The sequence below is a fragment of the Arthrobacter jiangjiafuii genome (genome assembly GCF_018622995.1).
Lineage (GTDB): Bacteria > Actinomycetota > Actinomycetes > Actinomycetales > Micrococcaceae > Arthrobacter_B > Arthrobacter_B jiangjiafuii.
The window spans coordinates 1,697,287-1,723,881 of record NZ_CP076022.1; the positions used below are offsets into that span (position 1 = coordinate 1,697,287).

22 protein-coding genes and 1 riboswitch are annotated in these 26,595 nt (G+C 66.4%); of the genes, 9 read left to right on the top strand and 13 right to left on the bottom strand.

All coding sequences use genetic code 11. The features are described from left to right. Complete coding sequence (locus KKR91_RS08060) at nt 1–1,881, bottom strand: ABC transporter ATP-binding protein (protein ID WP_210229691.1); 1,881 nt, start codon at nt 1,879–1,881, stop codon at nt 1–3. Between the two features lie 194 nt (nt 1,882–2,075). Here KKR91_RS08060 and KKR91_RS08065 point away from each other — a divergent pair, with 194 nt between their 5' ends. Next, nucleotides 2,076–2,588, top strand: coding sequence for a MarR family winged helix-turn-helix transcriptional regulator (locus tag KKR91_RS08065; RefSeq protein ID WP_210228497.1), 513 nt, complete (start codon nt 2,076–2,078; stop codon nt 2,586–2,588). A gap of 25 nt (nt 2,589–2,613) precedes the next feature. Here the strand turns inward: KKR91_RS08065 and KKR91_RS08070 are convergent, their stop codons facing one another. The 5 genes from KKR91_RS08070 to KKR91_RS08090 all read right to left on the bottom strand — a co-directional run bounded on the left by KKR91_RS08070 (nt 2,614) and on the right by KKR91_RS08090 (nt 9,154). Further along, nucleotides 2,614–3,864 (bottom strand): acyl-CoA dehydrogenase family protein, encoded by a 1,251-nt coding sequence (locus tag KKR91_RS08070; protein WP_210228499.1) that lies wholly within the window; start codon nt 3,862–3,864, stop codon nt 2,614–2,616. A 67-nt stretch (nt 3,865–3,931) separates the two neighbouring features. After that, nucleotides 3,932–5,623, bottom strand: coding sequence for a dipeptide ABC transporter ATP-binding protein (locus tag KKR91_RS08075; RefSeq protein ID WP_210228501.1), 1,692 nt, complete (start codon nt 5,621–5,623; stop codon nt 3,932–3,934). Nucleotides 5,624–5,625: 2 nt separating this feature from the next. Then, entirely contained in the window at nt 5,626–6,519 is an 894-nt protein-coding gene (locus tag KKR91_RS08080) for an ABC transporter permease (RefSeq protein WP_210228503.1), read from the bottom strand. Next, a complete protein-coding gene (locus KKR91_RS08085; RefSeq protein ID WP_210228505.1) occupies nt 6,516–7,517 on the bottom strand; it encodes an ABC transporter permease in 1,002 nt (333 codons plus the stop codon). The genes KKR91_RS08080 and KKR91_RS08085 overlap by 4 nt, the downstream gene beginning before the upstream one ends. Then, nucleotides 7,514–9,154: an ABC transporter substrate-binding protein gene (locus KKR91_RS08090; RefSeq protein WP_237687543.1), complete on the bottom strand. Its 1,641-nt coding sequence runs from the start codon at nt 9,152–9,154 to the stop codon at nt 7,514–7,516. The genes KKR91_RS08085 and KKR91_RS08090 overlap by 4 nt, the downstream gene beginning before the upstream one ends. Nucleotides 9,155–9,256: 102 nt before the next feature. After that, a riboswitch (SAM riboswitch) is annotated at nt 9,257–9,355 on the bottom strand. 76 nt (nt 9,356–9,431) lie between these two features. Between KKR91_RS08090 and KKR91_RS17195 the strand changes: the two genes are divergently transcribed. The 6 genes from KKR91_RS17195 to KKR91_RS08120 all read left to right on the top strand — a co-directional run bounded on the left by KKR91_RS17195 (nt 9,432) and on the right by KKR91_RS08120 (nt 16,646). After that, nucleotides 9,432–10,853: a MarR family transcriptional regulator gene (locus KKR91_RS17195; RefSeq protein WP_210228509.1), complete on the top strand. Its 1,422-nt coding sequence runs from the start codon at nt 9,432–9,434 to the stop codon at nt 10,851–10,853. 490 nt (nt 10,854–11,343) lie between these two features. Beyond that, complete coding sequence (locus tag KKR91_RS08100) at nt 11,344–11,802, top strand: hypothetical protein (protein WP_215057297.1); 459 nt, start codon at nt 11,344–11,346, stop codon at nt 11,800–11,802. A gap of 148 nt (nt 11,803–11,950) precedes the next feature. Continuing rightward, nucleotides 11,951–12,907 carry a COG1361 family protein gene (locus KKR91_RS08105; protein ID WP_210228513.1) on the top strand — a complete coding sequence of 319 codons (957 nt, stop codon included), beginning with the start codon at nt 11,951–11,953 and terminating at the stop codon, nt 12,905–12,907. Between the two features lie 89 nt (nt 12,908–12,996). After that, entirely contained in the window at nt 12,997–13,812 is an 816-nt protein-coding gene (locus KKR91_RS08110; protein ID WP_210228515.1) for an alpha/beta fold hydrolase, read from the top strand. Further along, complete coding sequence (locus tag KKR91_RS08115; RefSeq protein WP_210228517.1) at nt 13,805–15,460, top strand: ATP-binding protein; 1,656 nt, start codon at nt 13,805–13,807, stop codon at nt 15,458–15,460. Before KKR91_RS08110 ends, KKR91_RS08115 begins: the two co-directional genes overlap by 8 nt. Nucleotides 15,461–15,506: 46 nt before the next feature. Then, nucleotides 15,507–16,646 (top strand): serine hydrolase domain-containing protein, encoded by a 1,140-nt coding sequence (locus KKR91_RS08120; RefSeq protein WP_210228519.1) that lies wholly within the window; start codon nt 15,507–15,509, stop codon nt 16,644–16,646. 53 nt (nt 16,647–16,699) lie between these two features. On the opposite strand, the gene KKR91_RS08125 is transcribed toward KKR91_RS08120, so the two are convergent. Then, a complete protein-coding gene (locus KKR91_RS08125) occupies nt 16,700–18,187 on the bottom strand; it encodes a sodium:solute symporter family protein (protein WP_237687545.1) in 1,488 nt (495 codons plus the stop codon). 92 nt (nt 18,188–18,279) lie between these two features. Next, complete coding sequence (locus KKR91_RS08130) at nt 18,280–19,128, bottom strand: MurR/RpiR family transcriptional regulator (RefSeq protein WP_210228521.1); 849 nt, start codon at nt 19,126–19,128, stop codon at nt 18,280–18,282. A 214-nt stretch (nt 19,129–19,342) separates the two neighbouring features. On the opposite strand from KKR91_RS08130, the gene KKR91_RS08135 reads away from it, so the two are divergent. Continuing rightward, nucleotides 19,343–20,500 (top strand): metal-dependent hydrolase family protein, encoded by a 1,158-nt coding sequence (locus KKR91_RS08135; RefSeq protein WP_273544701.1) that lies wholly within the window; start codon nt 19,343–19,345, stop codon nt 20,498–20,500. A gap of 259 nt (nt 20,501–20,759) precedes the next feature. On the opposite strand, the gene KKR91_RS08140 is transcribed toward KKR91_RS08135, so the two are convergent. The 3 genes from KKR91_RS08140 to KKR91_RS08150 all read right to left on the bottom strand — a co-directional run bounded on the left by KKR91_RS08140 (nt 20,760) and on the right by KKR91_RS08150 (nt 22,578). Next, nucleotides 20,760–21,758, bottom strand: coding sequence for a DUF6282 family protein (locus tag KKR91_RS08140; protein WP_337925358.1), 999 nt, complete (start codon nt 21,756–21,758; stop codon nt 20,760–20,762). A gap of 132 nt (nt 21,759–21,890) precedes the next feature. Next, a complete protein-coding gene (locus KKR91_RS08145) occupies nt 21,891–22,292 on the bottom strand; it encodes a (R)-mandelonitrile lyase (protein ID WP_210228525.1) in 402 nt (133 codons plus the stop codon). Nucleotides 22,293–22,335: 43 nt separating this feature from the next. After that, nucleotides 22,336–22,578, bottom strand: a complete 243-nt coding sequence (locus tag KKR91_RS08150; protein ID WP_237686364.1) for a hypothetical protein — start codon at nt 22,576–22,578, stop codon at nt 22,336–22,338. Between the two features lie 139 nt (nt 22,579–22,717). Between KKR91_RS08150 and KKR91_RS08155 the strand changes: the two genes are divergently transcribed. After that, nucleotides 22,718–23,416, top strand: coding sequence for a maleylpyruvate isomerase family mycothiol-dependent enzyme (locus KKR91_RS08155; protein WP_210228527.1), 699 nt, complete (start codon nt 22,718–22,720; stop codon nt 23,414–23,416). 29 nt (nt 23,417–23,445) lie between these two features. Here KKR91_RS08155 and KKR91_RS08160 read toward each other — a convergent pair whose 3' ends face one another. After that, nucleotides 23,446–24,852: an aldehyde dehydrogenase family protein gene (locus tag KKR91_RS08160; RefSeq protein ID WP_210229698.1), complete on the bottom strand. Its 1,407-nt coding sequence runs from the start codon at nt 24,850–24,852 to the stop codon at nt 23,446–23,448. Between the two features lie 112 nt (nt 24,853–24,964). Next, complete coding sequence (locus KKR91_RS08165) at nt 24,965–26,500, bottom strand: APC family permease (RefSeq protein WP_337925359.1); 1,536 nt, start codon at nt 26,498–26,500, stop codon at nt 24,965–24,967. Nucleotides 26,501–26,595: the final 95 nt, after the last annotated feature.

Here is a 26,595-nt window from a genome sequence, read left to right on the forward strand (position 1 = left end):
TCAGAGCCGGCCGGCTCCCGCGGTTCCCATCCGCGCGGCGAGCCGCGCAAACGGTCCGTCGCCGGCCCGCAGTTCTGCCGCGGTGCCACGTTCCACAATCCGGCCCGCCGCCAGAACGGCGACCTGCTCGGCGTTCTCCACGGTGGAGAGCCGGTGGGCAATGGTCAGCGTGGTCCGTCCTGCGGCCAGCCGCTCCAGTGCCTGCTGCACCTGCGCCTCGGTGGTGTTGTCCAGGGCGCTGGTGGCCTCATCCAGGACCAGCACCGGCGGGTTGCGCAGAATGGTCCGGGCGATGGCCAGGCGCTGCTGCTCACCGCCGGAGAAGCGGTGCCCACGGGCGCCGACCAAGGTGTCCAACCCCTCCGGCAGGGCCCCGATGGAGTCCGCAATCTGCGCGGCGGCCAGCGCCTGCCAGAGCTGCTCATCGGTGGCATCCGGAGCTGCGAGCAGCAGGTTTTCCCGCACCGAGGCGTGGATCAGGTAGGTCTCCTGGGAAACCACGCCGACAATCCGGGCCAGGTCCTCCGGGGCAATGTCCCGCACGTCCACGCCGTCGATGGTGACCTTGCCGGCGCTGGCCTCGTTCAGCCGCGGCAGCAGGGACGCCAGTGTGCTCTTGCCGGAGCCGGTGGGCCCGACGACGGCGGTGGTTGTGCCCGGGCGCAGCTCCAGGTCGATGCCGCGCAGCACCTCAGTGCCGCCGGTGACGTCGTGCCCGCCGCCGGTGCCGGTACCGCCGTCGTACGCAAACCGCACACCCTCGAACCGCACGTCGCCGCGCACTGTGGCCGGGTCCAACCGGACGGGATGTTCCGGCGCCTGGATGGCCGGCACCAGGTCCAGGTATTCAAAGATCCGGCTGAAGAAGGCCAGCGCGGTGACCCACTGCACGCCGATGTTCAGCAGGCCCATGACCGGGCGGAAAATGGTGGCCTGCAGGCCGGTGAACGCGACCAGGGTGCCCACGGTCATGCCGCCGCTGGTCGCCGGGAAGCCTGCGGCCAGGTAGATGACCGCGGGAATGGCGGCGAAGACAATCTGCATGGTGGCCATCCGCCAGCTGCCGGCGAGCTGGCTGCGCAGCTCCAGCCCCACCAGCTTTTCGGAGCGGTTGCGGAAGCGGTCGGCGTCGCGCGGGATGGTGCCGAGCGTCTTGGCCAGCCGGACGCCCGAGACGGACAACCCTTCCTCGACCTGCGTGTGTAATGCGGCCAGCTCACGCTGGCGCTCGTCGGTGACGGTGCGCCGGATTTGCGCCACCCGCCGCGACAGCCAGATTGCCGGGGGCAGCACCACCAGGGAAATCAGGCTCAGTCCGGGGGAGAGGGCGGCCATGGCCACGGCGGTGGCCACCGCGGTGGTCAGGTTGGAGGCAACGCCGGTGGCCGTGGTGGTCACGACGGACTGCATGCCGGAGATGTCGTGCGTGAGCCGGGACTGCACCTCACCGCCCCGGGTGCGGGTGAAAAAGCCCAGCGACTGGGCCTGCAGATGGGTGAACAGGTTAACGCGCAAGGTGTGCATGACGCGCTGGCCCATTCCGGTGGCCAGCCAGGTCTGCACCACGCCCACCACCGAGGTCAGCGCGGCCACGGCCACCATTGCGCCGGCCAGGAGTGCAAGCAGACGGATGTTTCCGGAGGGCAGTGCGTCGTCAATGACGGCGCGGACCAGGAACGGCTGGGCCAGGTTGATCACCGAGGAGAGGCTGATCAGTGCGACGACGACGGCGATGGTCCCCTTGTGCGGGGCAAACAGCGCGGCGATCCGCTTGAGGCTGACCGGGTGGCGGGCCAGCTGCTTTTTGTCCGCGGGGTTCAGCCGGGCCGGGCCACCGCGTCCGCCGCCGCCTCCGCCCGGACCGCCGGGCAAACCGCCCATGCCCGGGCCGCCGCCAAGGCCCGGACCGGCGTCGGGCCTTCCGCCGGCCATGGCTCCGGCATTGGCTCCCAGCCGGGGGCCCGCTCCTGTGGGTGTAGACATGTTCCTCCTGATGCTGCCGGCCCTTGGATGCACCGGATAATGCAGAGGTTACCTCATTATGTGGCTGCCAGTGAAATGGTTAGACTAAGGCCATGCCTCAGATCAGCGAAGACCATGCCGCCCGTCACCCTGCCCTGGATGCGGACTCCTCCGGCCTGGGCGACCTGATGCATGCAGCCTTCCGCGGTCTGCGCAGGCGCTGGATGCACCAACTGGCGCCGTTCGACCTGACGCCGCACCAGTTTCGGGCGCTGAACGCCGTCGCCCGGGTCGACGCGGCCGGCAGCGTGCAGACAGCCGGCGACGACGGCTGCGCTGAATCCGCCGTGGCGGGAGTCCGGTTGAAGGACCTGGCCGAGCGGCTGCGCATTGCCCCGCGCTCAGCCACCGAGGTGGTGGACCAGCTTCAGGACAAGGGCCTGCTGGCCCGCACTCCTGATCCCTCCGACCGCCGCGCCACCCTGCTGTTGCTGACCGCAGACGGAGCGAAGCTGCGGGACAAAGTGCTGGCCGACCGCAGGCGCGAGGCGGACGAGTACTTTTCCGGGCTCAGCCCCCAGGACCGCACGGACCTGCAGCGGATCCTCGGCCAGCTGACCGGCTAGCAGTGGCCGGAGCCGGCTGCCGGTCCTACTGCGCAGGGGAGATGTTGCCGCCTGTCGTGGGGTTGCTGCCCGCCGCAGGGGCATCACCGACCCGCCACACGAACGCGGGGACCGTCCCGTTGATTTCCCAGTCGCCGACGATCCGGGACTTGTAGATCACCGGATTGTGGGAGGAGATGGTGCGGGCATTGCGCCAGTGCCGGTCGAGTTGGAGGCCCCGGCCGGTAGCCGAGGCGCCGAGCGCGTTGAAGAGGATGGACGCGGCCCGCTGCACCTGTTCGGTGACCACGATCTGCGCCTGGGCGGAGGCGAACTCCACGGCCAGCGCGGCGTCGTCGGCCTCCGCTTGGGAAAGCTCCCGGTGCGCCTGGCAGGCGTCCTCCAACAGTTCCGCCACGCGCAGTGCAGCCGCCTCGGAGGCGAACGCCAGGGCGGAGACTTCCCCGACCACCTGCTGCACCTGGACGTCCCCGCTGGGCCTGGTGCCGTTGCCGTGGCTGAAAGTCCGCGTGCGTCCGCGCACTTCGGCAGCCACGTCCCGGACGGCCGCCCGGGCGATGCCGGCCAGGGTAGCCACATGGATGAGCTGGTAGACGCCGGTGTCATACGGCGGGTGTTCGGTGTCGGCAAGGACGTCTGCGGCGGGGACCCTGGCGTTGCGGAACACGGTGGTGCCGCTGGCCGTCAGGCGCTGGCCAAAGCCGTCCCAGTCGTCAATGACCTCGACGCCGGGCGCATCCCGGCGGACCAGCGCGATGACGTCTGCGCCGTCGCTGGTCCGTGCCCCGGTCATGATCCAGTCAGCGTAGAGACTTCCGGTTGTGTAGTACTTCGTGCCGTTGACGAGGTAGTCCCCGCCGTCGCGGGTGATCGTGGTGCTCACGCCGCCCACGGGCACCGGGCCGGTTTCGGTCCAGGCGTTGCCCAGCACCGCTCCCTCGGCAACACGCCGCAGCCATCCGGCGTCGTTCGCGTACAGCCGCTCCTCCACAAAGGTGATGTGGCTGCGCAGCGCCTGGGCGAGATTTGATTCCGCGGCGGCGAGTTCAATGAGCAGGCGGAAGAACTGCGGCGCCGATACGCCGCCGCCGCCCAGTTCCACCGGGACGCGCAACGCGGTGAAGCCGGCGTCTGCGAGCAGGCGGACCTCGCGGTGCAGGTTGGTGCGCTCGGTTTCGCGCTGCACCGCTCCGGCAGAGATCTCCTCGAACAAGGGACGGAACCGCGCGCTGAGGCTACTCCAGGAGACGGGCGTGGTCAGGGTTTCAGCTGTCATGGTTGGACTCCTTCTAAGACTGAACGGGTGGATGGTTCTGCGGGGTAGAGATGCCCGGCCGGGCGCGTCACACGCCATGAATCCGGGCCGGCATCCGGGGCACGGCGGCGAGCAGGGCACGCGTGTACTCCTGCGCCGGAGCGGTGAAGACCGATGCCGCGGTCCCGGATTCGACAACCCGGCCGTCCTTCAGGACCAGGACGTCGTCGCTGACGTGGTGGATGACGCCCAAGTCATGGCTGATGAACAGGTAGCTCAGGCCAAGCTGGTCCTGCAGATCGGCCAGCAGATCCAGGACCTGGGCCTGGATGGAGACATCCAGCGCCGAGACCGGTTCATCGAGCAGCAGGACGCGGGGCTGCACGGCCAGGGCGCGGGCGATGGCCACGCGCTGGCGCTGCCCGCCGGAGAGCGTCAGCGGCCGCCGGTCCAGCAGCTCCGGCGCCAGTCCCACCTGGCGGAGCAGGTCCGCTGCCCGGTCCCGGCGCTGGCCGGGCGTGCCGATGGAGCCGGCGTCCAGGGCATCTGTGACGATCCGCGCCACACTGAACCGCGGGTCGAAGGAGCTCAGCGGATCCTGGTTCACGAGCTGGATGTCAGGCCGGTGCGGGCGGCGGCTGTCCTCGGTGGCCGCCGGGGATCCGGCCGGTTGTCCCACCCAGGGCAGCCCGCCGAGCGTCACGGTGCCCGCATCCGGTTCCGTCAGGCCCAGGGCGATCCGCGCCGTGGTCGACTTTCCGGACCCGGATTCACCCACAATGCCCAGCGTCTTGCCGGCAGGCAGGGTGAAGGACACGTCATCGACCACGGTACGCCGCGTGCCGTCCGGGGACCGGTAGCTCTTGGAGAGGTGGCGGGCTTCCAGGGCCGGAGCGTCCGTGGAGACCGCGGAGGCCCGCGCCGGCCGGGACGCCACGGAAATCCGCGGCGCCGTGGATAACCGGGTGCCCTTGCCGGCGGCAGAGGGCACGGCATCGATCAGCGCGCGGGTGTACTCATGCCGGGGGTTGCCCAGGACTTCCGCGGTCCGGCCGGATTCGACGATACGGCCGTGCTGCATGACGGCGATCTCGTCCGCGAGGCGGCTGACCACGGCGAGGTCATGGGAGATGAGGATCAGTCCCCGGCCCTGGTCCTTCAGCCTGGCGAGCAGGTCCAGGATCTGCGCCTGGACCGTGGCGTCCAGTGCCGTGGTCGGTTCATCGGCGATCACCAGGCGCGGGTTCAGGACCGTGGCCTGGGCAATGAGGGCCCGCTGGCGCAGGCCGCCGGAGAGTTCACCGGAGCGCTGCCCGGCGCGCAGCTCCGGATCGGGAATCCCGGCGTCGCGCAGGGCAGCGAACACCCGCTCCTGCCGCTCGGCCCGGCCGCGGACACCGTGGGCGCGCAGGGCTTCGTCAATTTCCTGGCCCACGGTGCGCAGCGGATCCAGGGACACCAGGGCGTCCTGCAGTACGTAGCCGATGTCCTTGCCGCGCAGCCGCCGCCAGGCCCGCTCGCCCAGCCCGGCGGCGTCGTGCCCGAGGACCTCCAGCCGGTCGGCTGAGACGCGTGCGTTGGAAGCGTTCAGGCCCACGAGGGCACGCGCGGTGACGGTCTTGCCGGAACCGGATTCGCCCACCAGGGCCAGCGCCTTGCCGGCTCCCAGGGCCAGCGATACGTCCTTCACCACGTGGGTGGTGCCGCGCGGGGTGCTGAAGGAGATGTTCAGGTTATCGACAGCGATCAGCGGACGCTGCTGCGGGGTGTGTTCAGTCATGCTCAGGCCTCTGCTTCGAGTCGGCGCTGCAGGTGGTGGCCTACAACGGTGGTGGTGAGAGCGGCGAGGGTGATGAAGACGCCGGGGAAAGCCGCTATCCACCACGCCACCTGCAGATAATTGCGGCCGTCGGCGAGCATGGCGCCCCATTCCGCGGCCGGCGGTTGGGCGCCGAGGCCGAGGAAGCTCAGCGACGAGGCCCACACAATGGCCTGCCCAATGCCCAGCGTCACGAGGACGAAGAGCGGACGCGCCACATTGGGGACGATGGTGTGCCAGAGGATGTGCGGCCGGGAACGGCCCAGGGCGAGGGCGGTTTCCACGTACGGCGATGCCACGACCTGCAGGGTCTGCGTCCGCAGCATCCGGGCGTAACCGGGTGCCGAACCGATGCCGACCGCGATGGCCGCTGTGACCACGCCGGTTCCGGATACCGCAATGACGATCAGCGCCAGGAGCAGGCCGGGGAAGGCGAAGAGGATTTCCACGAACCGGCAGATGAGGGAGTCAACCCGCCTTCCGGCAACCCCGGCGGTGATGCCGAGGGCGCCGCCCAGGATCAGGCCGATAGCCGTGGCGGCCAGGCCCAGCAGCAGGGACTGGCCCGCACCGGAGATGACCCGGGAGAAGACATCCCGCCCGTTCTGGTCCGTGCCGAACAGGTGCGCCGGATTCGGTGCCTGGAAGGCATTGGCCGGGTCGATCTCGAAGGGGTCCTGCCGTAGGAAAAGAAAGGGCACGACGGCGGCCAGGACGAGGAAGAGGAGCAGCGCAGCGGCGATCCAGACACCGGCCGGGGTGCCCCGCAGCAGCTGGGCGGCCCGGGAGGCGGCGGGGGCGGCAGCTGCCGGTGTGCCGGATGCCGCCGCTGGGGCGGGTTTGAGGGTGAGGCTCATGCTGGCGTTCCCTTCGGGTTGGTGCGCGGGTCCACCACGCGGTACAGGAGGTCCACCGCAAGGTTTACGAGGATGTAGACCGCGGCGATGATGAAGACCACGGCGAGGGTGACGGGCAGGTCGCGGTTGATGATCGCGTCCACCAGGGACCGGCCGAGCCCCGGGCGGGCGAAAATGATCTCCGCGACGACGGCGGAACTGACCAGGGAGCCCACCGCCCAGGCGGACAGGGTCAGCCCCGGCAGGATGGCGTGCCGCAGCGCATGGATGATCCGTACCGCGGTGTCGCTCAGGCCCCGGGCCCGGGCACTGAGCACAAAGGGCTGCGCCAGGGCGTCCTCGAAGGATGACCGGGTGACCTGGGCAATGAAGCCGGAGAGAGGAATGGCCAGGGACAGTGCCGGCAGGACGAGTGAGATGAAGCCGTCATTACCCGCCACGGGAAACCAGCCCAGGGTCACGGCGAAGACCACGGCGAGCATGATGCCGACCCAAAACTGGGGGAGGGAGGCGAAGAGGACTTCCACCGCGCGGCCGGCGCTGTCGAGCATCCGTCCCCGACCTACGGTGAGGAGGGTGAAGGCCAGGGCAATCAGCCAGGCGAAGGCAAGCGCCAGCCCGGCCAGCTGCAGGGTGGGCAGGATCTGCGGGCCGATGATCTCCAGCACCGGCACCTTGAAAATGTAGGACACTCCGAAGTCGCCCGTGAGGAGCCGGCCGAGGTAGGTGAGGTACTGGATCAGGACCGGCTGGTCCAGGCCGTACTCTGCCCTCACCGCGGCGACCGTCTCGGGCGACGGTGAGGAGCCGGCGCCACCCAGGATTGCAGTGATGGGGTCGCCGGGGGTGAGCCGCAGGACAAAGAACGTGAGGGTCACGGCGGCCCAGAGGACAAAGAGGCTGCCGGCGGCACGGGTGGCGATGACGCGCGCGGCCGGGCCGGCCGTCGCCGTAGTGCGGGGTGCTGCGCTGAGGGAATCGAGGGATTGCGTGCTCATTTGGGGCTCACCGCGCTTGCGTCGTAGAGGTAGGGCAGGGAGAGGCTGGGTTCCAGATGGAGGCCGGAGTATCGGTCGGCGCGCAGCGCCAGCTGGCTGGCCTGGTTGTAGAGCGGCAGCTGCAGGGCGTTGTCGCTGACGATCTGCTGGGCCCGGTGATAGAGATCGCGGCGCGCATCGGGGTCATCCGTGGCCAGGGCCTCGTCGAGGATGGCGTCCAAGCCGGGATTGCGGAAGCCCGAGCCGTTGGGCACGAAGCCTGCTGATTCGGTGTACTCCGAGGCGAAGACGATCCGCAGCACATCGGCCGTGTTGGTGTTCCAGTAGTCCGCCCGCAGGTCGTACTCGAACCGGTTGCCGAGTTCACTGACGGTGGCGCCGTCGCCGTTTTCGATCAGGACCTCGAAACCGGCCTTTTTCGCCGTGGCCTGGATCTGGGTGACCAGCGCCTGATGCGCTGTGGGCCAGGCCCCGGGAGTGTAGGGGAAGTGCACTGTGAGGCGCTGCCCGTCCTTCACCCGGTAGCCGTCGTCGTCGCGCGCGCTCCACCCGGCGTCGTCCAGCAGGGCGGCTGCCCCGGCCGGGTCCGGATCGTAGACGTGTTCAAAATCGGGGGAGTAGAAGCCGGTGGTGGAACTGAGAGGTCCGCCGGCCCGGGTCACGGTGCCGAAGTAGACGCTGTTGATGCCGGCGTCCACGTACGCGCTGTGCAGGAAGGCCTTGCGCACGTTCAGATCGTCGAAGGGGGCGCGGGTGGTGTTGAGGATCAGGTTGGTGGGGTTGCCCGGCCGGTCCTGGGTGATGAGTTCAACAGCGGGGTCAGCCTCGGCCTCATCGAAGTTCACCGACGGCATCAGATCGATGGCATCCACCTGTCCGGCGCGGAGCAGCCCGTATCGGGTGGAGTCCTCCGGCACGATGCGCCACTCGATCTTTTCGATGTGCGCCGGACCGCTGTGCCGGGCAAAGGGTGGTGCCGAGTTGTAGTCCTCATTGCGCACGAGGCTGACCTTGGACTGCGGAACGTAGTCCACAATCCTGTACGGGCCGGTGCCCACCGGCGCATTGCAGTTCTCGGCCTGGGGCCGCGTGAGGGCGTCGGGGGATTCGATGCCCAGGAAGGGTTGGGCCAGGACTTCAAGGAACGCCGCATACGGGCGGTTCAGGGTGACGACGGCGGTTCTCTCGTCCCTGATTTCAGTGCCGACATAGGGCTTCAGATACCCGCCGGCGGTGCCCGATTGGGTGTCCGGGTCCACCATGTGGTCAAGGTTGGCCTTGACCGCCTCAGCGGTGAGCTTCGTGCCGTCGGTGAACCAGACGTCGTCGCGCATGGTGAAGGTGTAGGCCAGCCCGTCATCGGACACCGACCAGTCCGTGGCCAGCCAGGGATGGATGACGCCTTCGCTGTCCTGCGAGACCAGCGAATCGAGATAGTTGGCGGCCAGGGAAGCCTGCGGCATGTCGCCGTTGACGTGGGGGTCCAGGCAGGAAATGTCCTTGCCGGTGGCGAAGACGAAGGTGTCGTCCTCGGCGGCTGCCGCGGAGCCTCCGCAGCCGGACAGGGTGAGGATTGCTGCTGCCGCGGCCGCTGCCACGGCTGATCCTCTAGGGGTGGTGATGCGTGCTGGTTTCACTCGGGGCTCCTGAATCATCGCCCGATGGAGGGCAGACAGGACAGCCGGCAGTCACCCCGACGCGCCTATGCGCGGCGGGCAGACCAACGAAAGCGGTGAGCTTCTCCATCGGTCCTGGCAGTAGCACCGTTCCCCGCTGCTACACGGGGGTGGTTGCTGCGGCGTCATCGATCCAGGTCTCTCGGCCGCTCGGGATGGTTACGGGTTCAGCAAAGCGCACCGTCGGGCCGGGCGCGACTGTTACGAAATAAGTGGTCACGCGCCGTAAGTTACGGACATGAGGCGTCGAGTGTGGAGATCATGCCGCCCCGGGACTGGTTTTCGAGCGCGAGCCCGACTGGTCCAGGAGCGGATCTGCGCGCCGTTCCATCTCAGCGCCACGGGATTCCCCACCGGCACTGAGCGCTTTCCTGCCGCGTATGAAGCGGTCGACGGCGCGCTCCGGGAGGCGGTGGAATACAGCGATGCGTTGGCCGGCCCGCCGCAGTTTGAATCCCTCGCCGGCGGGATGGTCTCCACCGTTCCCGACTACCGCACCTTCCTTGCAGTACCGGCCGACGACGTCGTGCTGCCGCCGGCGCTGCGGCAGCAGATGACCGAGGATCAGGGTGCAGGCCGGCCCCGGGGTGTGGTGGTCCGAGCCGGGAATGTGGGGCTGGTCCGGCGGGTCCGGGGTGGTCGCCGGGGTCTATCCCGACGGGGATATTGGCGTCCTCTTCACCCAGCGTTTCCTTGGCGGACCACAGGACACCCTCGACTTCTTCTGGGACAGCCTTGCCGCCGTCCGGAAGAGCACATCCACCTGATCAGCCTTTCTGATAGTGCCGGCAGAGATCAGCTCCTAACCACCGATGCCGACGCTGACGCCGTCGATGACCAAGATGCCGGACAGATCGGGGGCGCCGCCCTCAACATCCAGGTTGATCGCGGTTCCCGGTTGCAGGACGGCGGTTGGGCAACCATTAACGGCGGTACGGTCGCGAGGCCGGTGAAGGTGCTCGCATCAAGCCGGCAGATGCCGGTGCTGATGTTCAGCAGCAAATATGGCAGCTCCTCCGGCTCGTCCCGGCTCGATGACGGCTCCCCGGCGGGGGTGTGGTCACCGCAATCTGCCGGGCCTGGCAGGGCGGGGCGACGTCGACGGCGTTGTGTCCGTTCTCCCTGTTACCGGTCGCCACCCAGGGCAATCCCGCCACCGCTGATTCCCCTCCGCTTTGTGACAATCCCTCCGCTGCGCAGCGGAGGGATTGTCACAAAGCGGAGGGATAGCCCCTACCGGGGCGACGACGAGGCAGAACCGCATGATCCCCTGGGCCACGGCGTCGCAGGAGAGCCGAGTCCTCAGGCCGGCCGCCGATCTCCGATGGCGGCGGCCCGCTCCGGATCCCGGTGGCCGAAGAACAGGATCTGCTTCGTATCCATGCCGGCGATGCTGCGCATTGCTCCGCGGTCTGCCACGGAAGTGGTTGACCAGCTGCAGGAGAAGGGGCTGGTGGAGCGTACTCCGGATCCGACCGACCGCCGGGCCACGCAGATCTCGCTGAGCGATGCCGGGCTCACCCTTCTCGAGAGGATCCGCAGTGCCCGACGGCGGGAGGCCGACGAGTACTTTTCGGGGCTCACTGCGGAAGCCTGTAGAGAGCTGGCACGGATTCTTGGACAGCTGGCTGCCGACGGGCGGAAGGGGAGACAGCGCTAGAGCTATTCCTAAGGGAAACGATGCAGGGCCCGAGAATAAGAATTCAAAAATTGCGCGATTCTTGAGCAAAAATTGAGGTTTCCTTGAGGGTAGCATGCAAACATTAATTCGCTGTGGGAAGTAGAGACCCCCATGGAATTGCGGTGTCGTTAATCACAACGACCTCGCGCAGAGAGGGCTCCGCCTGAGAAACGCAGCCCTCTCTGTGAAGCCTGCACCCCCTGACCGTAGGCATTTCGGGATCCTATGCGGGGCTTGGGGCTCCCGAATCGGGCAATTGCATGATTTCATCGCGGGGACTTTTGTCTGTTACATTTCCCACGGGGAATCAAATGCGCTTCTCAGGCGCCACCCTGGAACCGGCAATCTCACCGGTTACCATCAGTCTCGAATTAAGGTCTCTACTTCCATGCGTAACGCAACTCGTATTTCTCTTGCCCTCGGCACTTCTGCCGCTCTGCTGACCCTGTCTGCCCTTCCTGCATCGGCAATGGAACAAGTTACCGATGCAATCATTCAGGTTGAGCCCGGTGCCCTCGGCATTGACGTCGGCGAGCCTCTGGCAACGGTTGAACTGAAGCCCGGCGAAGAGGCCACATTTGCTCTTCCCAAAGTGACCGTCACTGATACCCGGGCAGGCACGGCCAGCTGGGCTACACACGTGTCACTGACTAACTTCAACACCGAAGTTCTGGATGCCAAGCCCATTACCGCTGCCGGTGCCACGTACACCGTTACGCCGGATTCGCTCGTCCCCACCGGAATCATCGATGATCTGACGTCCGCAGACGTTACCTGGACCGCCGAGGGTGAAGAGCTGCAGGCCGTCACGGCTGCCGGTGTGGAAGGCAACAACACAGCCATTTGGGCTGCCTCTCTCGCTGTGATTGTGCCCGACGCCGCCCTGGCAGGCGCGTACTCGGCCACGCTGACGCACTCCGTCCTCTAGGGCCGGCAACCGTCCCGGGAGGCTGCCTCCCGGGACTCAGCCCGCGTGTCAGCCGCCCGCCTGCATAACGCAGGCGTCCTTTTCTTTTCAGTAATTCTATTATTTTATCCTGCCAGGGGTGTTTGTGCGTTTATTGTGTGCCGGTCTGTTGGCCGCTGTTTTCTTCTTCTTTTCGATGGCGGCTGCCGGAGCAGCCGAGCAGGCGCCGCAGGAGGGAATCACTATCCGCCTGGTCGACATTCCGGAGGCGGCACAGAGTGATTCTCGGGCACGGTCCTACATTGTTGACAATGTTCCCCCCGGTACGGCCATTGGCCGGCGAATAGAAGTACAGAACAACACCACCGAGCCGCAATCCATCGAATTGTATGCAACCGCTGCAGAGGTCAAGGCCAACGCCTTCACCGGCCTTGCAAAGGGGGAGCGGAACGAACTGACCGGCTGGATTGCCATGGAAAAGCCGACCGTGGACTTGGCTGCAGGCGAAAGCGCCGAAGTGATGGTGCACATCGAGGTTCCCCCTGATGCGCCCGAGGGTGAGCAGTACGCCGCGCTGTGGGCGGAAGTCCGGTCAGCACCTGCGGCCGGAACCCAGTTCATCACTGCCAGCCGGGTCGGCATCCGCGTGTACCTCTCCGTGGGCCCGGGCAATGGACCGCCCGCCGCCTTCACCATCGCCGACCTCGCCGCCGGCCACAGCAACGGCGCCCCCCAAGTCACCGCCGACGTCACCAACACCGGCGGCCGGGCCCTCGATATTCAGGGCGAACTCGCCCTCACTGATGGACCGGGCGGCCTGTCCGCCGGATCGGTCTCGCTGGATGGAACGGTGACCATCGCCCCCGGAGAAACCGCCCCGGTGACAGTCAGCCTGGCCCCGGAGCTGCCCTCAGGTGCCTGGCACGCCCAGCTGGACCTGAAAAGCGGACTTGTCACGGAGCAGGCCGCCGCCGACCTGACCTTCAGCGGTGGCGAGGCACCGGTGGAAGAACCGGACCACCGCATCATCATGATTCCCGCCGTCGTAGCCGTTCTGCTCCTGGTCGGCGCAGCGCTCTGGCTGGTCCGTCGTCGAAAGACCGCAGCGGCAAACCAGCCCGAATAAGGACCGACGTTGGGCCCGCCGGCGGCGAAACCGGCGGGCCCAACAGCACACTTATCATCAGCCGGAATCTCTCGGAAACAGGGCCAGACATGAACAACAGCACGGTAATCCAACGGAACAACGTCAGGGTGCTGGGGCGGGCGGACGGCCCGGCCCTGCTGCTGGTTCAGGGTTTTGGCTGTGACCAGGTGATCTGGAACCGGATCCTGCCGTTCTTCACGGACCTCTACAAGGTGGTCCTGTTCGACCATGCCGGCACCGGTGGAGCCGACCCGGAGGCCTATGATCCGGCCAAGTACGCCTCGCTCGGTGGTTATCTGACCGATCTGGAGGAGGTCCTGGAGGTCCTGGACTTGCGGGATGCCGCCGTCGTCGGCCACAGCGTCGCCGGCATGATGGCGCTGGCTGCCGCCGTCAACAATCCCCGGATCGCCCGCCTGGTGCTGGTCTGCACTTCAGCCTGCTATCTCAGCGATGACGGGTACACCGGCGGTCTCCCCATGGAAGCCCTCGACGGTGTCCTCGCGGCGGTGGAATCGAACTATCCCCTGTGGGCAGCAGGGGCGGCCGCCGGCATCGCAGGGGCACCGGCCGGTTCGGACCTCAGCACTGAACTGGCCGATCAAATGTGCCGGCTGAACCCGGACTTTGTGAAGGACTTCCTGCGGATGTCCTTCACCGCCGATGTCCGGCACCTGCTCCCCAAGGTGGCGGCCCCGACCCTCATTCTGCAGACCCAGGCCGACCCGTTGACTCCCGGACCGGCATCGCGGTATCTGCACGAACATCTCCCCGACAGCGCCGTGCACAAATTGGCGGTCCACGGCCACATGCCGCACATTAATTCACCCCGGACAACGGCTGAGGCCATACTCCAACATCTTGAGGCGGTTCCGCGTGGCTAATACCCAAAACGAACATCCGGACACCAACGCAGACTGCTCCGGGACCATACGCAGGGCCGCAGCGGCTGCTTCCCAAAACTACGAGAGGCACTTCCACGCGGCAGCGTGTGGATATCTCATCCTCACCACGGACGGGACAATCCTGGACGTCAATCAGACGCTTGTCTCCTGGACCGGGCAATCCCGAAACGCGCTTCTGGGGACCAGCGTCGTCGACCTCATGCCCCTGGCAGATCAGGTGCTGTTCACCTCCTACGCGGTTCCCCAGCTCGCGGTGGCAGGGTGTTTCAACGAAATGGCGGCGGACCTGGTTTCCATGGAAGGGGGATGCATCCCGGTCCTCCTTTCCGGAGTCCGCTCTGAGGGCGGCTCCGAGAATGGCGAGGGTGGCGACGACGCCGTCGCGGTGGACCGGATCGCCGTTTTTAATGCCTCCGAACGCAGGACGTTTGAGCGCGAACTGGTGGCAGCCCTGCGCAAGGCCGAAGCGGCCGAAGCGGCACGGGCCGCAGCCGAGGAGGAGCTGAGGGATAAGCAGAAGGCTCTGGAGGACAAGGACCGGGTGCTGCAAGAGAACCTGGAAGAGAGCAGGAAACGCGAGGCCCTGCTGGAGACTGTGCTGAACGCCGCAGATGTTGGCCTGCTGGTGGTCGATACGCACGGCGACACTGTGCTGACGAACACCCACCTGATGTCCACATGGCGGCGGACAGCGGGGAATATCCCTGTCGGCCTGAACGAGCAGCTGGTGTTCCGTGCGGACCGGGTCACGCCTGCGGCCGGCCAGGACAACCCGATTCCGCGGGCCGCCGCAGGTGAGACTTTTTCGGACCAGCTTTTGTGGTTCGGCATCGGCGAAAACCAAATGGCCGTGAACGTTGCGGCCCGGCCCATCAAGGCGAGTGGCGTACTCTCCGGATCGGTGATCGCCTTCAGCGACGTCACCCGGTTGGTCCGCGCCGTCGCATCGCAGGAGGAGTTCGTGGGCAATGTCTCCCACGAGCTGAGGACCCCCCTGACCTCGATCATGGGTTACCTCGATCTGGTCCTGGAAGACGAAAGGCTGCATCCGCAGCTGGTCGGCGCCCTCAACGTTGCGCTGCACAACTCCGAACGGCTGCTGACTCTTGTTTCGGACCTGCTCTCCGTCGCCTCCGGAACCAAGAAAATGGAGCGCCGACCGGTGAACCTGGCCGAGATTATCCGGGAGGGCGTCCTCTCCATTGCCCTGAGGGCCGAGCTGACGGGCGTCGACGTAACCTCGGAGATCCCCGCATCTTTGACCGCGGACGTGGATCCACACCGTCTGGCCCAGGTCATCGACAATCTGCTCACGAATGCGGTGAAATACTCGCCTAACGGTGGAACTGTGGCTGTCCGGTTATGGCAGGACAGGCAGGCGGTCCGTCTGCAGGTGGCCGACACTGGAATCGGAATGAGCGAGGCGGAGCAGGCGATGGTATTTACCAAGTTCTTCCGAGGTGCCCGGGCAGTTGCCTCTGCCGTGCCGGGCGTGGGACTGGGACTGGTGATCACCAAGAGCATTGTCGATGCGCACGGAGGGCAGTTGTCCTTTGTCAGCAGCCTCGGGCAGGGAAGCGTGTTTACGGTATCCCTGCCCCGGACGGCACAAGGCTCCGGCAGCTGACCCGGGATCCATTGACTCGCCCTGCCGGCAAGTAGACAGTGGATCCATGCCCGAGACTGCCGCACCCCTCTGGAATGCCCTGGCCGAAACCGTCCGCTCCGGCTGGTGCCCCGGACTGGTGGCCGGTGTCCGGATCAACGGACAGACCGAGGTCTTCGCCACCGGCACCCTGGACCTGGAACAGTCCGCACCGATCGCCGAGGACACCCCCTTCCGCATCGCCTCCCTCAGCAAGCTCTTCGGCGGTGCGCTGGCGATGAGCCTGGTCGCGGACGGCACGCTGGGACTGGATGACGACGTCGCCCGCTGGCTCCCGGCGCTGGCGAACCCGCGCGTGCTGGCCACCCCGGACTCGCCGCTGTCCATGACTGTTCCGGCACGGGGACCCATCACCGTGCGCCACCTGCTCACCTCCACCGCTGGCCTGGGCATCGACTTTGGTTCCACGCCGTACGCTGCGGCAACCCGCGACCTGCTGTGGGGCCCCAATCCGCCGGACATGGCACCGGATGATTATCTGGCCCGGGTGGGCGAGCTGCCGCTGGCCCACCAGCCGGGGGAGCGCTGGATGTACCACGCCAGCGCCGACGTCCTCTCGGTGCTGCTCGCGGCCGCGGCGGTGACCCCGCTGGACCAGCTGGTCCAGGAGCGGATCTGCGCGCCGTTCCATCTCAGCGCCACGGGGTTCCCCACCGGCGGGGAGCGCTTTCCTGCCGCGTATGAAGCGGTCGACGGAGCGCTCCGGGAAGTGGTGGAATACAGCGAGGCGATGGCCGGCCCGCCGCAGTTTGAATCCCTTGCCGGCGGGATGGTCTCCACCGTTCCCGATTACCTCACCTTCCTCGCCGCGCTGGCGGACGACGTCGTGCTGCCGCCGGCGCTGCGGCAGCAGATGACCGAGGATCAGCTGACCTCCCCGCAGCGGGCCGGGCTTATCGAGATGGCAGGCCCGGACGAGTCGTGGGGCTTCATGACGGGGGTGCAGACCGGCCCCGGGGCATCGTGGTCCGAGCCGGGGATGTGGGGCTGGTCCGGCGGTTCCGGGGTGGTCGCCGGGGTCTATCCCGACGGGGATGTCGGCGTCCTCTTCACCCAGCGTTTCCTTGGCGGACCGCAGGACACCCTCGACTTCTTCTGGGACAGCCTCAGTGCCGTCCGGAACAGTGTGCGTTCCGGACGGCGCTGAGCGCCAACGGGCGGTGGGAGGAGGGGACTCTCCCAGGGAATGGGCGGGAGAGCCTACTGGACGCCCTCACGTTCAACGGGGCGGGCCGCCACAGCTTCAGGGGCTGCAGCTTCGCCGCGGGTCCGTCCAGTCGTTGCCAAGCTGACGACGATCAATGCGGCGACGGCAAGGGGAAGAGCGATGATAACCGCGTTGATGTCGGCGGACCTGCCGGACGACTCCCACACAACGGTGGCGATGCCACCGACAACCATTCCGGCAATGGCCCCCCAGGACGTGGCACGCTTCCAAAAGAGTGCAGCCAGGACCACGGGTGTGATGGCCACCCCATACATGGTGTATGCGTACATCTGAAGGGCGAGCACGCTCGGGAAGAACTGCCCCAGCACATACGCAAACACCGTCACCGCGACGACAGCCCAGCGCCCCAGCGTCAGTGCCTTCCGCGGATCGCTTGAAGCGTTCCGGCGCTGCCTGACGAGATCGTAGACAATATTCCCGGAGACGGTGAGCAGGTAGGACGAGCCTGTGGTGACAATGAGCGCGAACGCACCGGCAAGCAACAACCCTCCGATCCCCAGCGGTACCAGGTCTGTCCCTGCGATGCCGAGGATTGCCTGGCCGGGATCGATGTCCGGAAGGAGAAACGATGATGCCGAGGCGAGCAGGATGATGGTGCCCAAGAGCAGGATGGCACCAACGAAGAAACCAATGGTCGCCTTTCGGGCAGTCCCTTCGTCCTTGCCTGCGGCCAGGCGCTGGTGCATGTTCTGGTCCCCGAGGATGAGGAGGAACAGGGGCAGGAAATAGCCCAGGAGTGGGATTGGAGTGAGGGATCCGGTCAGCGTCATCAAGGCCGGGTCTAAGCGGTCGACGTAACCGCCAATTCCGCCGACATCATTGATGAACAGCACGATGAGGGTGCCAACGAGCGCGGCGACGATGATGATCACCGACACGAAGTCGGTCCACGCAACAGACTTCAGACCTCCGCCGAGTGCAAGGAAGGTGATGAGGACCGCAGCCACAATTGTTCCCTGCGCTGTGCTTAGTGGCGTGATAATGCTGAGGATGGCTCCGGCACCCGTGAACTGGTAGGCGGTAATGCCCACGAATGCGACGAGGATGATCACCGTGGCAGTTACACGCACCGGCGTACCAAAGCGGACCTCCAGCATCTCCGGAATGGTGTGATGGGAGAGCCGTCGCACTTTAGTTGCCATAAAATAGAGACAAATAATGCCGACCACGGTACCGCCGAAGAAGAAAATGCCCGCCAGCGGTCCATAGGTGTAGACAAAGCTCGCACCCCCGATGATTGACCCCGATCCGACAAAAGTCGCCAGCAGGGTTCCGGCAAGGACCGGCGCCGGAAGGGACCGGCCAGCCAGCATGAAATCATCACCGGTAGCCACTGACTTAGCCCGGCTGAACCACGCCCCGATCAAGACCATGAGCAGTACATAACCTATGAGGATAAAAACGTGCATGGGTTGCATGGGAAACCTCTCGATGACGCCCGGCCACGCGCCGGTCTTCACTGCAGTCTTATGTCCTCCTTCTTGATATGCAATAGATGTTGCAGAATCTTTGTATATGACGGGAATTGCCCGCCGGGTATGTAGCGACCCTTTCAGGCTGGGTCAACGAGGTCCAGTTCGGACCAGAGTTCCTCGGTATCCCTGAGGGCGGCCATGGTCCGCGCCGGGTCGATCGAGGCGAGTTCAGCCAGGAGGGCCTGCACTATGGCAACTGCACCCACAGTTGACGGCATGAAGGTCACGCCTTCACTGGGCACGATAAGTGCTTCCTCGGCCACATCCGTGATGCCGGTCTGGCGGTCAGCGATTGCCAGGATCCGGACGCCCCGTTGTTCGGCCACACGGACCACCTCCGCAACGAATTTACTTGCACGCCACAGGTTGCAGCTCACCAGGACGTCGCCCGGGGCCATCATGCGCAACCTGTTCACCAGGGAGGTTCCAGACGCTGTGTGAAGTTCAATGTCACGGCCCATCCATTGCCCCATGTGCGCCAGTTGGAAGCCAGCAGCTGCGTAGCTTCCCGTCGCGAGGACGATGGTCCTGCTGGCAGATGCGAGTATCGCGGCCGCCCGGGCAATCTGCTCGGCACTGGCGCCGGCGGCCAGCCTGGCCATGTTCTGGGCATCCAGGGCCAATGAGGTGCCGGCAAGGCCGGACGCAGGGAACGGGCGTTCGTTCAGGAGCTTCTCCGCCGTGAGGGAGGCCAGGTAGCGGTGACGCAGTTCAGATTTGAGTGCCGACCACCCCGAGAATCCCAAAAACTGAGCGGCGCGGACGACGGTCGCCACGTTGACGTTGGCCCTGGTGGCGACGTCCTGCGTCGACATGAATGACGCCGGTCCAGTGTCACTGTGCAGGACGTGGAGGACTGCCTCTATGCCCGGACTCGCTTTTCTGCCAAGAGCCAGGCCATCGAGCCAGTCTGCGATCTGCAACAACGTTGTCCCATCTCTGCAACAGCTGTTGCATGTTCAGTTGATTATTGTGAGTATCGGGGGAAGGAGTTAGCCACACCACCATTAGAGGAGCACCGTGCCGAAAGCTCAGAATTTGCACATCATGAACGCTGACGTCCTGGATATTTCTGCAGGCACTGTGTCATCAGGCCACAGTATTCTCATTGAGAATGGACTGATTACCTGGGTAGGACCGATGTCCAACATACCCGCCGAACACGTCTCACGGGAGTGGGACATTGTCGATGCTTCCGGAAAATATGTGATGCCTGGGCTTATCGATGGCCATGTTCATGTAACGGCTGCTACCGCAGATTTGGGTGAAATGGCCACGTGGTCGCCCACCTACGTGGCGGCTCACACTGCCCGAAACCTGAGGGCTATGCTCCATCGCGGCTTTACCACTGTACGAGACGTGGCCGGCGCTGATTTCGGGGTTGCCATGGCGGTAGAGGAGGGCCTTTTCGAGGGGCCCCGCGTGGTTTTCGGCGGCAAGGCGCTGTCGCAGTCCGGCGGGCATGGTGATATGCGCTCGATGGGCATGAACATGATTGACCCGCACCAATGCTGCCCTTCCATCGGCATTGTCTGCGACGGCGTCGACGCCGTTCGGAAGGCAGCGAGGGACCAGCTGCGCACCGGAGCCCACCACATTAAAATCATGCTCTCCGGCGGTGTTGCTTCCCCGACGGACAGAGTGGACTCCACCCAGTTTTCGGAAAGCGAGATCCTGGCCGTCGTCGAGGAGGCAGAAGGCGCCAACCGCTATGTCTGTGGGCACGCCTACACAGCCCGGGCCGTAAACCGCGGACTGCGGCTGGGCGTGCGCTGTATTGAACACGGAAACCTCATCGACGATGAGAGCGTCAAGTTGTTCGTCGAGAAGGACGCCTACCTTGTGCCCACCCTCATCACGTATGAACGGCTCAAGGCAGACGGCGAGGCAGCGGGTTTGCCAGCTGCAAGCCGTGAAAAGGTCGACACCGTCCTCCACGCCGGGGTTGATGCCTTGGACCGTGCCAACAAAGGCGGGGTCAAGATCGTCTTCGGTACCGATTTGCTCGGTGCCATGCAGGTTCACCAGAGTCAGGAGTTCCGCATCCGGGCTCAGGTCCAGACCGCGCAGGAAGTCCTGCTCTCGGCGACCATCACTGCGGCAGAGCTCATCGGGTTTGAGGGGAAGCTTGGCGTGGTGGCCGCCGGCGCCATCGCCGACCTTCTCATCGTGAATGGGAATCCCTTGGAGGACGTCACGGTGCTTGCCGACCCGGAGGCAAGTATTTCATCAGTGATCCAGGGCGGTCGGGTTGTCTCCACCCCGGCCGGGCTAACGGCCGAGCTGGTGGGGCAATAGAACATAGCGACACACGCTGGGGGTGGCTGATCGCCGCTGCGGGCTCGGGCCAGGAAGGAACCCGCAGCGGCGGTGCCTGCCACCTGGATGGATGATCAGGCGGAATAGACGAACGTTGGGAAGTCCGGAGCCTCCTTGACCAGGCCTCTGCTGCTCCAGCGGCATCTGGACGTTCTTGAGCACGTCCCGCCACGGCATGAGGGCGTCCGATTGGGTTAGGTAGCCGATATCCACGGGGTCCGATGTGTCTGGACGGCTGTCATGAGGGGACGCCTTCTTTCGCGTGCTGGTGGGCGGGAGCGTCCGGCAGGGGAGCGGCGCCGGCCAGCCAGCGGCTGTTGTGGACGGTCATGAGCCTGACTTCCTGCTCGGTGAAGTCCTTCTCCAGCAGCAGATCAGCCGCAATGGCCAGCCCGTCCTCGACCGGCGGATTGAAGGGCTGGCCCAGGTCGCTGCTGATGACCGAGTTCTCGGGGCCGGCGTCGCGGATGTTGGAGAACCAGGTGTCCCAGGAGACCTTGCCGGTCAACGGGGTGGTCAGGCACCGTTCCAGGAAAGCCCCCTGCTGTGCCAGCTCACGCTGGCGGTCCAGGACCATGCGCTGGGAGGTGAACTCGGGATGCGTGATGACGATCCGCTTGATTCCGGCCTCGATTGCCAGCGGCACCAGCTGCGCCGACTCGTCGGAGTGCAGGTGGCCGGTCGCCAGGGTCATGCCGTGTTTGGCGATGACCGAGAGCACCTGGCGAGCTTCGGGCAGCAGCTCACCGTCGGCGTCGAACAGGTTCACGTCTTCGGCCTTCATGCCGGCGGCTTCCAGATCGGCCTGCAGCTGCGCCCACATGGGCGGGGTCGCGCCGTCGGGCTCTTCGGCCAGACAGGCCCGCTGGTTGTGGCTGTCCACGGTGGGAAGCCAGACGAACTGCGCGCCACCGCGGGCGGCAATTTCGACCGCGACCGGGTTCAGTCCGCCCACTGACGCATTCAGCGTGATGGCGCCCAGCGCGTTCACATCGGGGTAGAGCTTGCGCACAATCTCGGCGCGCTCCGCAGTGGGGGTGTAGTGGGACTTGATGACGAAGCCGCCCAGGCCCAAATCCGCACACCGCTCCGCCAAGCCGAGATCGTCGATCCGGCGTTTCATGACGTCAGGGGCTATGTGGACATGAATGTCATAGGACCCGCGAACGAGCTCTCTGGCACGGGGGGACGGTTGCGGGTGATGTGACACGGGTCTCCTTTGATCGGTCGTCACCACATTGTTTGCAACTTTGTTGACAAGGTCAATGTGGATGGCGACGTCGCAGGAGAGCCGAGTGCTCAGGCCGGTTGCCCGCCTTCGAGGGTGGCGGCCCGCTCCGGATCCCGGATCCAGAGCGTGGGGTGGGCGTCAGGGCCGGGCGTCGTATTCCTCGTCGGTGACGTGGTCTCCCCATTCGGCTTCGGGCCCCTCGGCCGGGGCCTCCCACATCGCAAGATGGGTCATGAAGGACTCCGGGCCGGCGCCGTGCCAGTGCCACTCGCCCGGAGGGGTGTAGACCGTGTCTCCGGGGAGCATCACCATTACCTCGCCGCCGAGCGCCTGGACCAGTCCGATCCCTTCGGTGACGTGCAGGGTCTGCCCGACGGCGTGCGAATGCCACGCTGTCCGCGCGCCAGGGGAGAACCTCACGGTGTTGACCCGCATCCGGGAGGGTGCGGGCTGCGGGGCGGCGATGACGTCAAACCAGACGTCGCCGGTAAACAGGTTGCCCGGACCTTTGACGGTGGGCTGCTTCGGTTCGATTCGCATGGTGGTCCCGTCGATCAGGGATGGAGGGTGCAGGCTGTGGGTCTCAGGGGGCCTCGTTGTTGGCCGCCGCCTCAATCCAGTCGATCCCGGCATCGGAGAAATACAGGCCGGACGGTTCTTCGGTTTCAGCCCACCAGTCACCCGGTGCCAGCGAGCCGCCGGCGCTGAGGATGGCTTCGAGGATCTCTGCCGGTACGGCGTCGCCGTTGTTGTCTACCAGCCACTGCTGCGTTGAGGCACCCAACCGCGGCCACCACTGTTCCAGGTCAAGATGTTCCATGTTCATGGCTGGTGAGTTTAGCGGCGGTCTGGGCCCAGGTCTGCAGTAAACGGTGGTGGCTGCCCCGGGAGGGCGGTATTGTCGGCGCGGGCCGCTGCTGCGTAAGAGGGCCGCCGCGTAAAAGGGAGACTGCGAAGGTGGAGTTATGGGCGGAAAACCAGGAGCCGATGTGAAGAGCGGCAGCAGGAAGAACAGCGACAATCCCGCCTTGTGGGCGCTGGCCCATGCAGAACGGGCAGCGCTCGCCGATGATCTCGCGACCCTCACCCCGGAGCAATGGCAGCATCCCACCCTGTGCGGGGACTGGAACGTGGAACAGGTGGTTGCCCACCTCACGGCGGCGGCAAGCCTGAACCAGCGGCGATGGCTGCGCAGCATGGTCGCGGCCCGTTTCCGAGCCGACGTCCACAATCAGCGGCAGCTCGAGCTGCACCGCGGCGGAACCCCTGCCCAGACCCTCGGCCGGTTCCGCGCCATCGTGGACAGCACTACGGCGCCCTCAAACCACACCGCGGCCTACCTCGGTGAAGTAGTGGTCCACGCGCAGGACATCCGCCAGCCGCTGGGGCTTCCGTACACGCCAAGCGTCGAGGCACTGACACCGGTGGCTGAGTTCTTCGCCTCCCGGGACTTCGCCGTGCCGTCCCGGACCATGGCCCGGGACCTGCAGCTGCGGGCCAGCGACGGCCCGTTCATCACCGGTTACGGACTGCTGGTCACCGGACCCACCCTGGCTCTGGTCATGAGCATCGCCGGGCGGGCAGCCTATCTGAATGCGCTGTCCGGTCCGGGTGCTGCCACCCTGCGCACGCGGGTGCTGCAGGGTGGCAGCGGCTCCGGCTAACCTCCCGCGGTCTCGGAGGCGCCGCAGCCTCAGTAGCTGATGACCTGCGGGGCGCCGAGGTGCTTGAGGCCCTCGACGCCGAATTCCAGCCCGTAGCCGGACTGCTTGGCGCCGCCGAAGGGGACCCGCGGGTCCACGGCGCCGTGCTTGTTGATCCACACGGTGCCGGCCTGGATGCGGGCAGCCACCTCGCGGGCGGCATCCTTGTCGGAGGACCAGACGGAGGCGCCGAGGCCGACGTCGAGCCCGTTGGCCATCGCGACTGCCTCGTCCACAGTGGAGTAGCGGATGATCGGCAGCGCCGGCCCGAACTGCTCCTGGGCCACGAGCGGGTTGTCGTTGTCGATGTCAGCAACCAGGGTGGTGGGGTAGAAATACCCCGGCTGCTCGGCCTCAGGGTTTCCACCCACGACAATCCGGGCGCCGGCGTCACGGGCGGCCTCCACGAGGTTGGCGACGATGTTGTACTGGGCCTTGTTCTGCAACGGGCCGAGCACGTTGGACTCATCCAGGCCCACTCCCATGGGCATCCGGGCGGCGACGTCGGCCAGGGCGGAGACGACGTCGTCGTAAATGTCCGTGTGCACGTACAGGCGCTTCATGGCCGCGCAGGTCTGCCCGGTGTTGATGAACGCGCCCCAGAACAGGTCCTCGGCGATGGCCTGCGGGTCAGCGTCCGGCAGTACGATGCCGGCGTCGTTGCCGCCGAGCTCCAGGGTCAGGCGCTTCACGGTGTCGGCGGAGGAGCGGATGATCGCCTTGCCGGTGGCGGTGGAGCCGGTGAACATGATCTTGTCGACGTCCGGGTGGGCGGACAGGGTTTCGCCCACGTCGCGGCCGCCGGAGACCACGTGCAGCACGTCAGCGGGCAGGACCTGGTTGAGCACCGCGGCCAGCGCCAGCACCGAGAGCGGAGTGTATTCGGAGGGCTTCATCACCACGGTGTTGCCCATCCGCAGGGCCGGGGCCAGCTGCCAGACGCTGATCATCATCGGCCAGTTCCAGGGCCCGATGGCGCCGACGACGCCGAGGGGCCGGAAATGCAGTTCGGCCCGGCCGCCGTCGTCGTCCACCAGCACCTCCGGCTCCAGGTCAAAGGCGGCGGCGGCACGCAGCCAGGCGGCGGCGCCGCCCACTTCGAAGCGGGCGTTGGGACCGTTCAGCGGCTTGCCCTGTTCGCGGGAGAGCAGTTCGGCCAGGGCCTCGGCGGAGGCATCCACGGCATCGGCGGCCCGGTTCAGCACCTCCCGGCGTGCCGCGTGGCCCTGGGCGGCCCAGGAAGGCTGCGCGGCTCGGGCAGCAGCGACGGCCTTTTCCAGATCGTCCACGGTGTGCACCGGTGCGGCGGCAACGAGGTCGCCGGTGGCCGGGTCGTGGATGTCCCGGCCTTCTCCGGTCGCTGCGACGGCGGCCAGAAGGTCGGAGTAGGTGGTGATGGCGGATTCCTGGATGGTCATGTGAAAGCTCCTTTGCTTGCGCGCGGTATCTAGGGTGGTCGGTATTTAGCGGGTCAGGGTCTAGCGGGTGAGGGGCGGTGCGTGGGCAGGGTCAGTCGAGCATGCCGGCGGGCCGGCGGGAAGAGTGGCCGCCGTCGTCGGGCTCTCCGGCCGGATCGGCGGTCTCCCCGCCCTCGCCGATGCCGGCGTAGACGCTGGGACGGCCGCTACGCAGATACAGGGCCCAGAGCACGCCGATCAGGCCGGGAAGGATCACTACGGCGGGCAGGATCCAGCTCAGGTTGCTTGCCTCCTCCAGGCCGATCAGCACGTCGAAATTCGCCACGATCAGGCCGAACAGGATACTCAGGGCCACCCCGGCCACGGCCGGCGCGATGATCCGGGTCCACGCGCCGTACGCGCTGCGGTGGCGGCGCAGGTAGCCGATGACCGCGAAGGATGTCAGGGCCATCAGCAGGACCAGTCCGAAGGCGCCCACGTTGGTCAACCAGGTGAAGAGGGTCAGGACCGGGAACAGGGGGCCGTATTCGTGGCTGGTGCCGGCGATTGCGAAGACCAGCAGCAGCACCAGTGCGACGGCGGACTGCACCAGCGAGCCGGCCACCGGTGCCGCGGAGCGCCGGCTGACCGCGGCGAGCGAGCGGGGCAGCACACCCTCCCGGCCCAGGGAGAAGACATACCGGGCCACCACATTGTGGAAGGCCACGAGGGCGGCCAGCAGGCTGGTCACGAAGAGCAGGGCGCACAGGTCCACGAACCACTGCGGGGAATTGGCGCCCAGGAAAACGAAGAGCAGATCGGGCCCGAACTCGGCGGAACGGCCGATCACCTGGCTGTCGCCCTCACCCACGGCCATGGCCCAGGCGGAGAATGCGTAGAAGGCAGCGATCACGGTGACGGCGATGAAGGTGGCGCGGCGCGCCGTCGTCCGCGGGTCCTTCACCTCCTCGTTGTAGATGGCGCCGGATTCAAAGCCCATGAACGCGGCAATGCTGAAGGCCAGGGCAGCGCCGACGCCGGTGGTGAAGAGGTTCCCGGGATCCAGCGACGCGGTGCTGAGGCCCTCGGGGGCGGAACGGATGGCGGCGGCGTCGTACACCACCACCACCAGGAACTCGAGGGCCACCAGGATGCCCAGCACCTTGGCGGAGAGGTCCACCTTGTTCAGGCCGAGCAGGCCCACGATCACCCAGCCCGCCAGCGCACTGGCCCACCAGGGAACGGCTACGCCGGAGAAGCCGGCAATGAAGGAACTCAGCGCAAAACCGAACATGCCGTAGATGCCTACCTGCATCGCGTTGTAGGCGATCAGGGCGACCCAGGCGGCGCCGACGCCGGCGGGCCGGCCAAGTCCGCGGGCAATGTAGGCGTAAAACGCGCCGGCGTTGTGCACGTGCCGGCTCATCGCGGAGTATCCGACGGAGAACAGCAGGAGCACCAGTCCCAGGACAATGAAGGACAGCGGGATGCCCAGCAGGCCGGTGACGGCGTAGTTGCTGGTCACACCACCGGCCACCACGGTCAGGGGAGCAGAGGCGGCGATGATCATGAAGACCAGGGCCGGCACGCCGAGGCGCCTGCGGCCAAGGGTCGGAGCGGGGCTGCGTTCTTGGCGGGGAGTGCTCACGGGTGCCTCCTGGCGGATGGGTGCGGGGATGCATGGGGGCGCATCCCCGCTGTGGGGTGCCCCTACTGTGCCCCGGATCATAGGTGCGCGGCTTG

What these genes read in the sequence shown, in the direction of transcription:
- KKR91_RS08080 (WP_210228503.1), bottom strand. Translation starts at nt 6,519, where the DNA reads ATGAGCCTCACCCTCAAACCCGCCCCAGCGGCGGCATCCGGCACACCG.
- KKR91_RS08155 (WP_210228527.1), top strand. Translation starts at nt 22,718, where the DNA reads ATGGGCGGAAAACCAGGAGCCGATGTGAAGAGCGGCAGCAGGAAGAAC.
- KKR91_RS08145 (WP_210228525.1), bottom strand. Translation starts at nt 22,292, where the DNA reads ATGCGAATCGAACCGAAGCAGCCCACCGTCAAAGGTCCGGGCAACCTG.
- KKR91_RS08135 (WP_273544701.1), top strand. Translation starts at nt 19,343, where the DNA reads ATGTCCAACATACCCGCCGAACACGTCTCACGGGAGTGGGACATTGTC.
- KKR91_RS08085 (WP_210228505.1), bottom strand. Translation starts at nt 7,517, where the DNA reads ATGAGCACGCAATCCCTCGATTCCCTCAGCGCAGCACCCCGCACTACG.
- KKR91_RS08060 (WP_210229691.1), bottom strand. Translation starts at nt 1,881, where the DNA reads ATGGGCGGTTTGCCCGGCGGTCCGGGCGGAGGCGGCGGCGGACGCGGT.
- KKR91_RS08065 (WP_210228497.1), top strand. Translation starts at nt 2,076, where the DNA reads ATGCCTCAGATCAGCGAAGACCATGCCGCCCGTCACCCTGCCCTGGAT.
- KKR91_RS08075 (WP_210228501.1), bottom strand. Translation starts at nt 5,623, where the DNA reads ATGACTGAACACACCCCGCAGCAGCGTCCGCTGATCGCTGTCGATAAC.
- KKR91_RS17195 (WP_210228509.1), top strand. Translation starts at nt 9,432, where the DNA reads ATGAGGCGTCGAGTGTGGAGATCATGCCGCCCCGGGACTGGTTTTCGA.
- KKR91_RS08100 (WP_215057297.1), top strand. Translation starts at nt 11,344, where the DNA reads ATGGAACAAGTTACCGATGCAATCATTCAGGTTGAGCCCGGTGCCCTC.
- KKR91_RS08150 (WP_237686364.1), bottom strand. Translation starts at nt 22,578, where the DNA reads ATGAACATGGAACATCTTGACCTGGAACAGTGGTGGCCGCGGTTGGGT.
- KKR91_RS08110 (WP_210228515.1), top strand. Translation starts at nt 12,997, where the DNA reads ATGAACAACAGCACGGTAATCCAACGGAACAACGTCAGGGTGCTGGGG.
- KKR91_RS08120 (WP_210228519.1), top strand. Translation starts at nt 15,507, where the DNA reads ATGCCCGAGACTGCCGCACCCCTCTGGAATGCCCTGGCCGAAACCGTC.
- KKR91_RS08070 (WP_210228499.1), bottom strand. Translation starts at nt 3,864, where the DNA reads ATGACAGCTGAAACCCTGACCACGCCCGTCTCCTGGAGTAGCCTCAGC.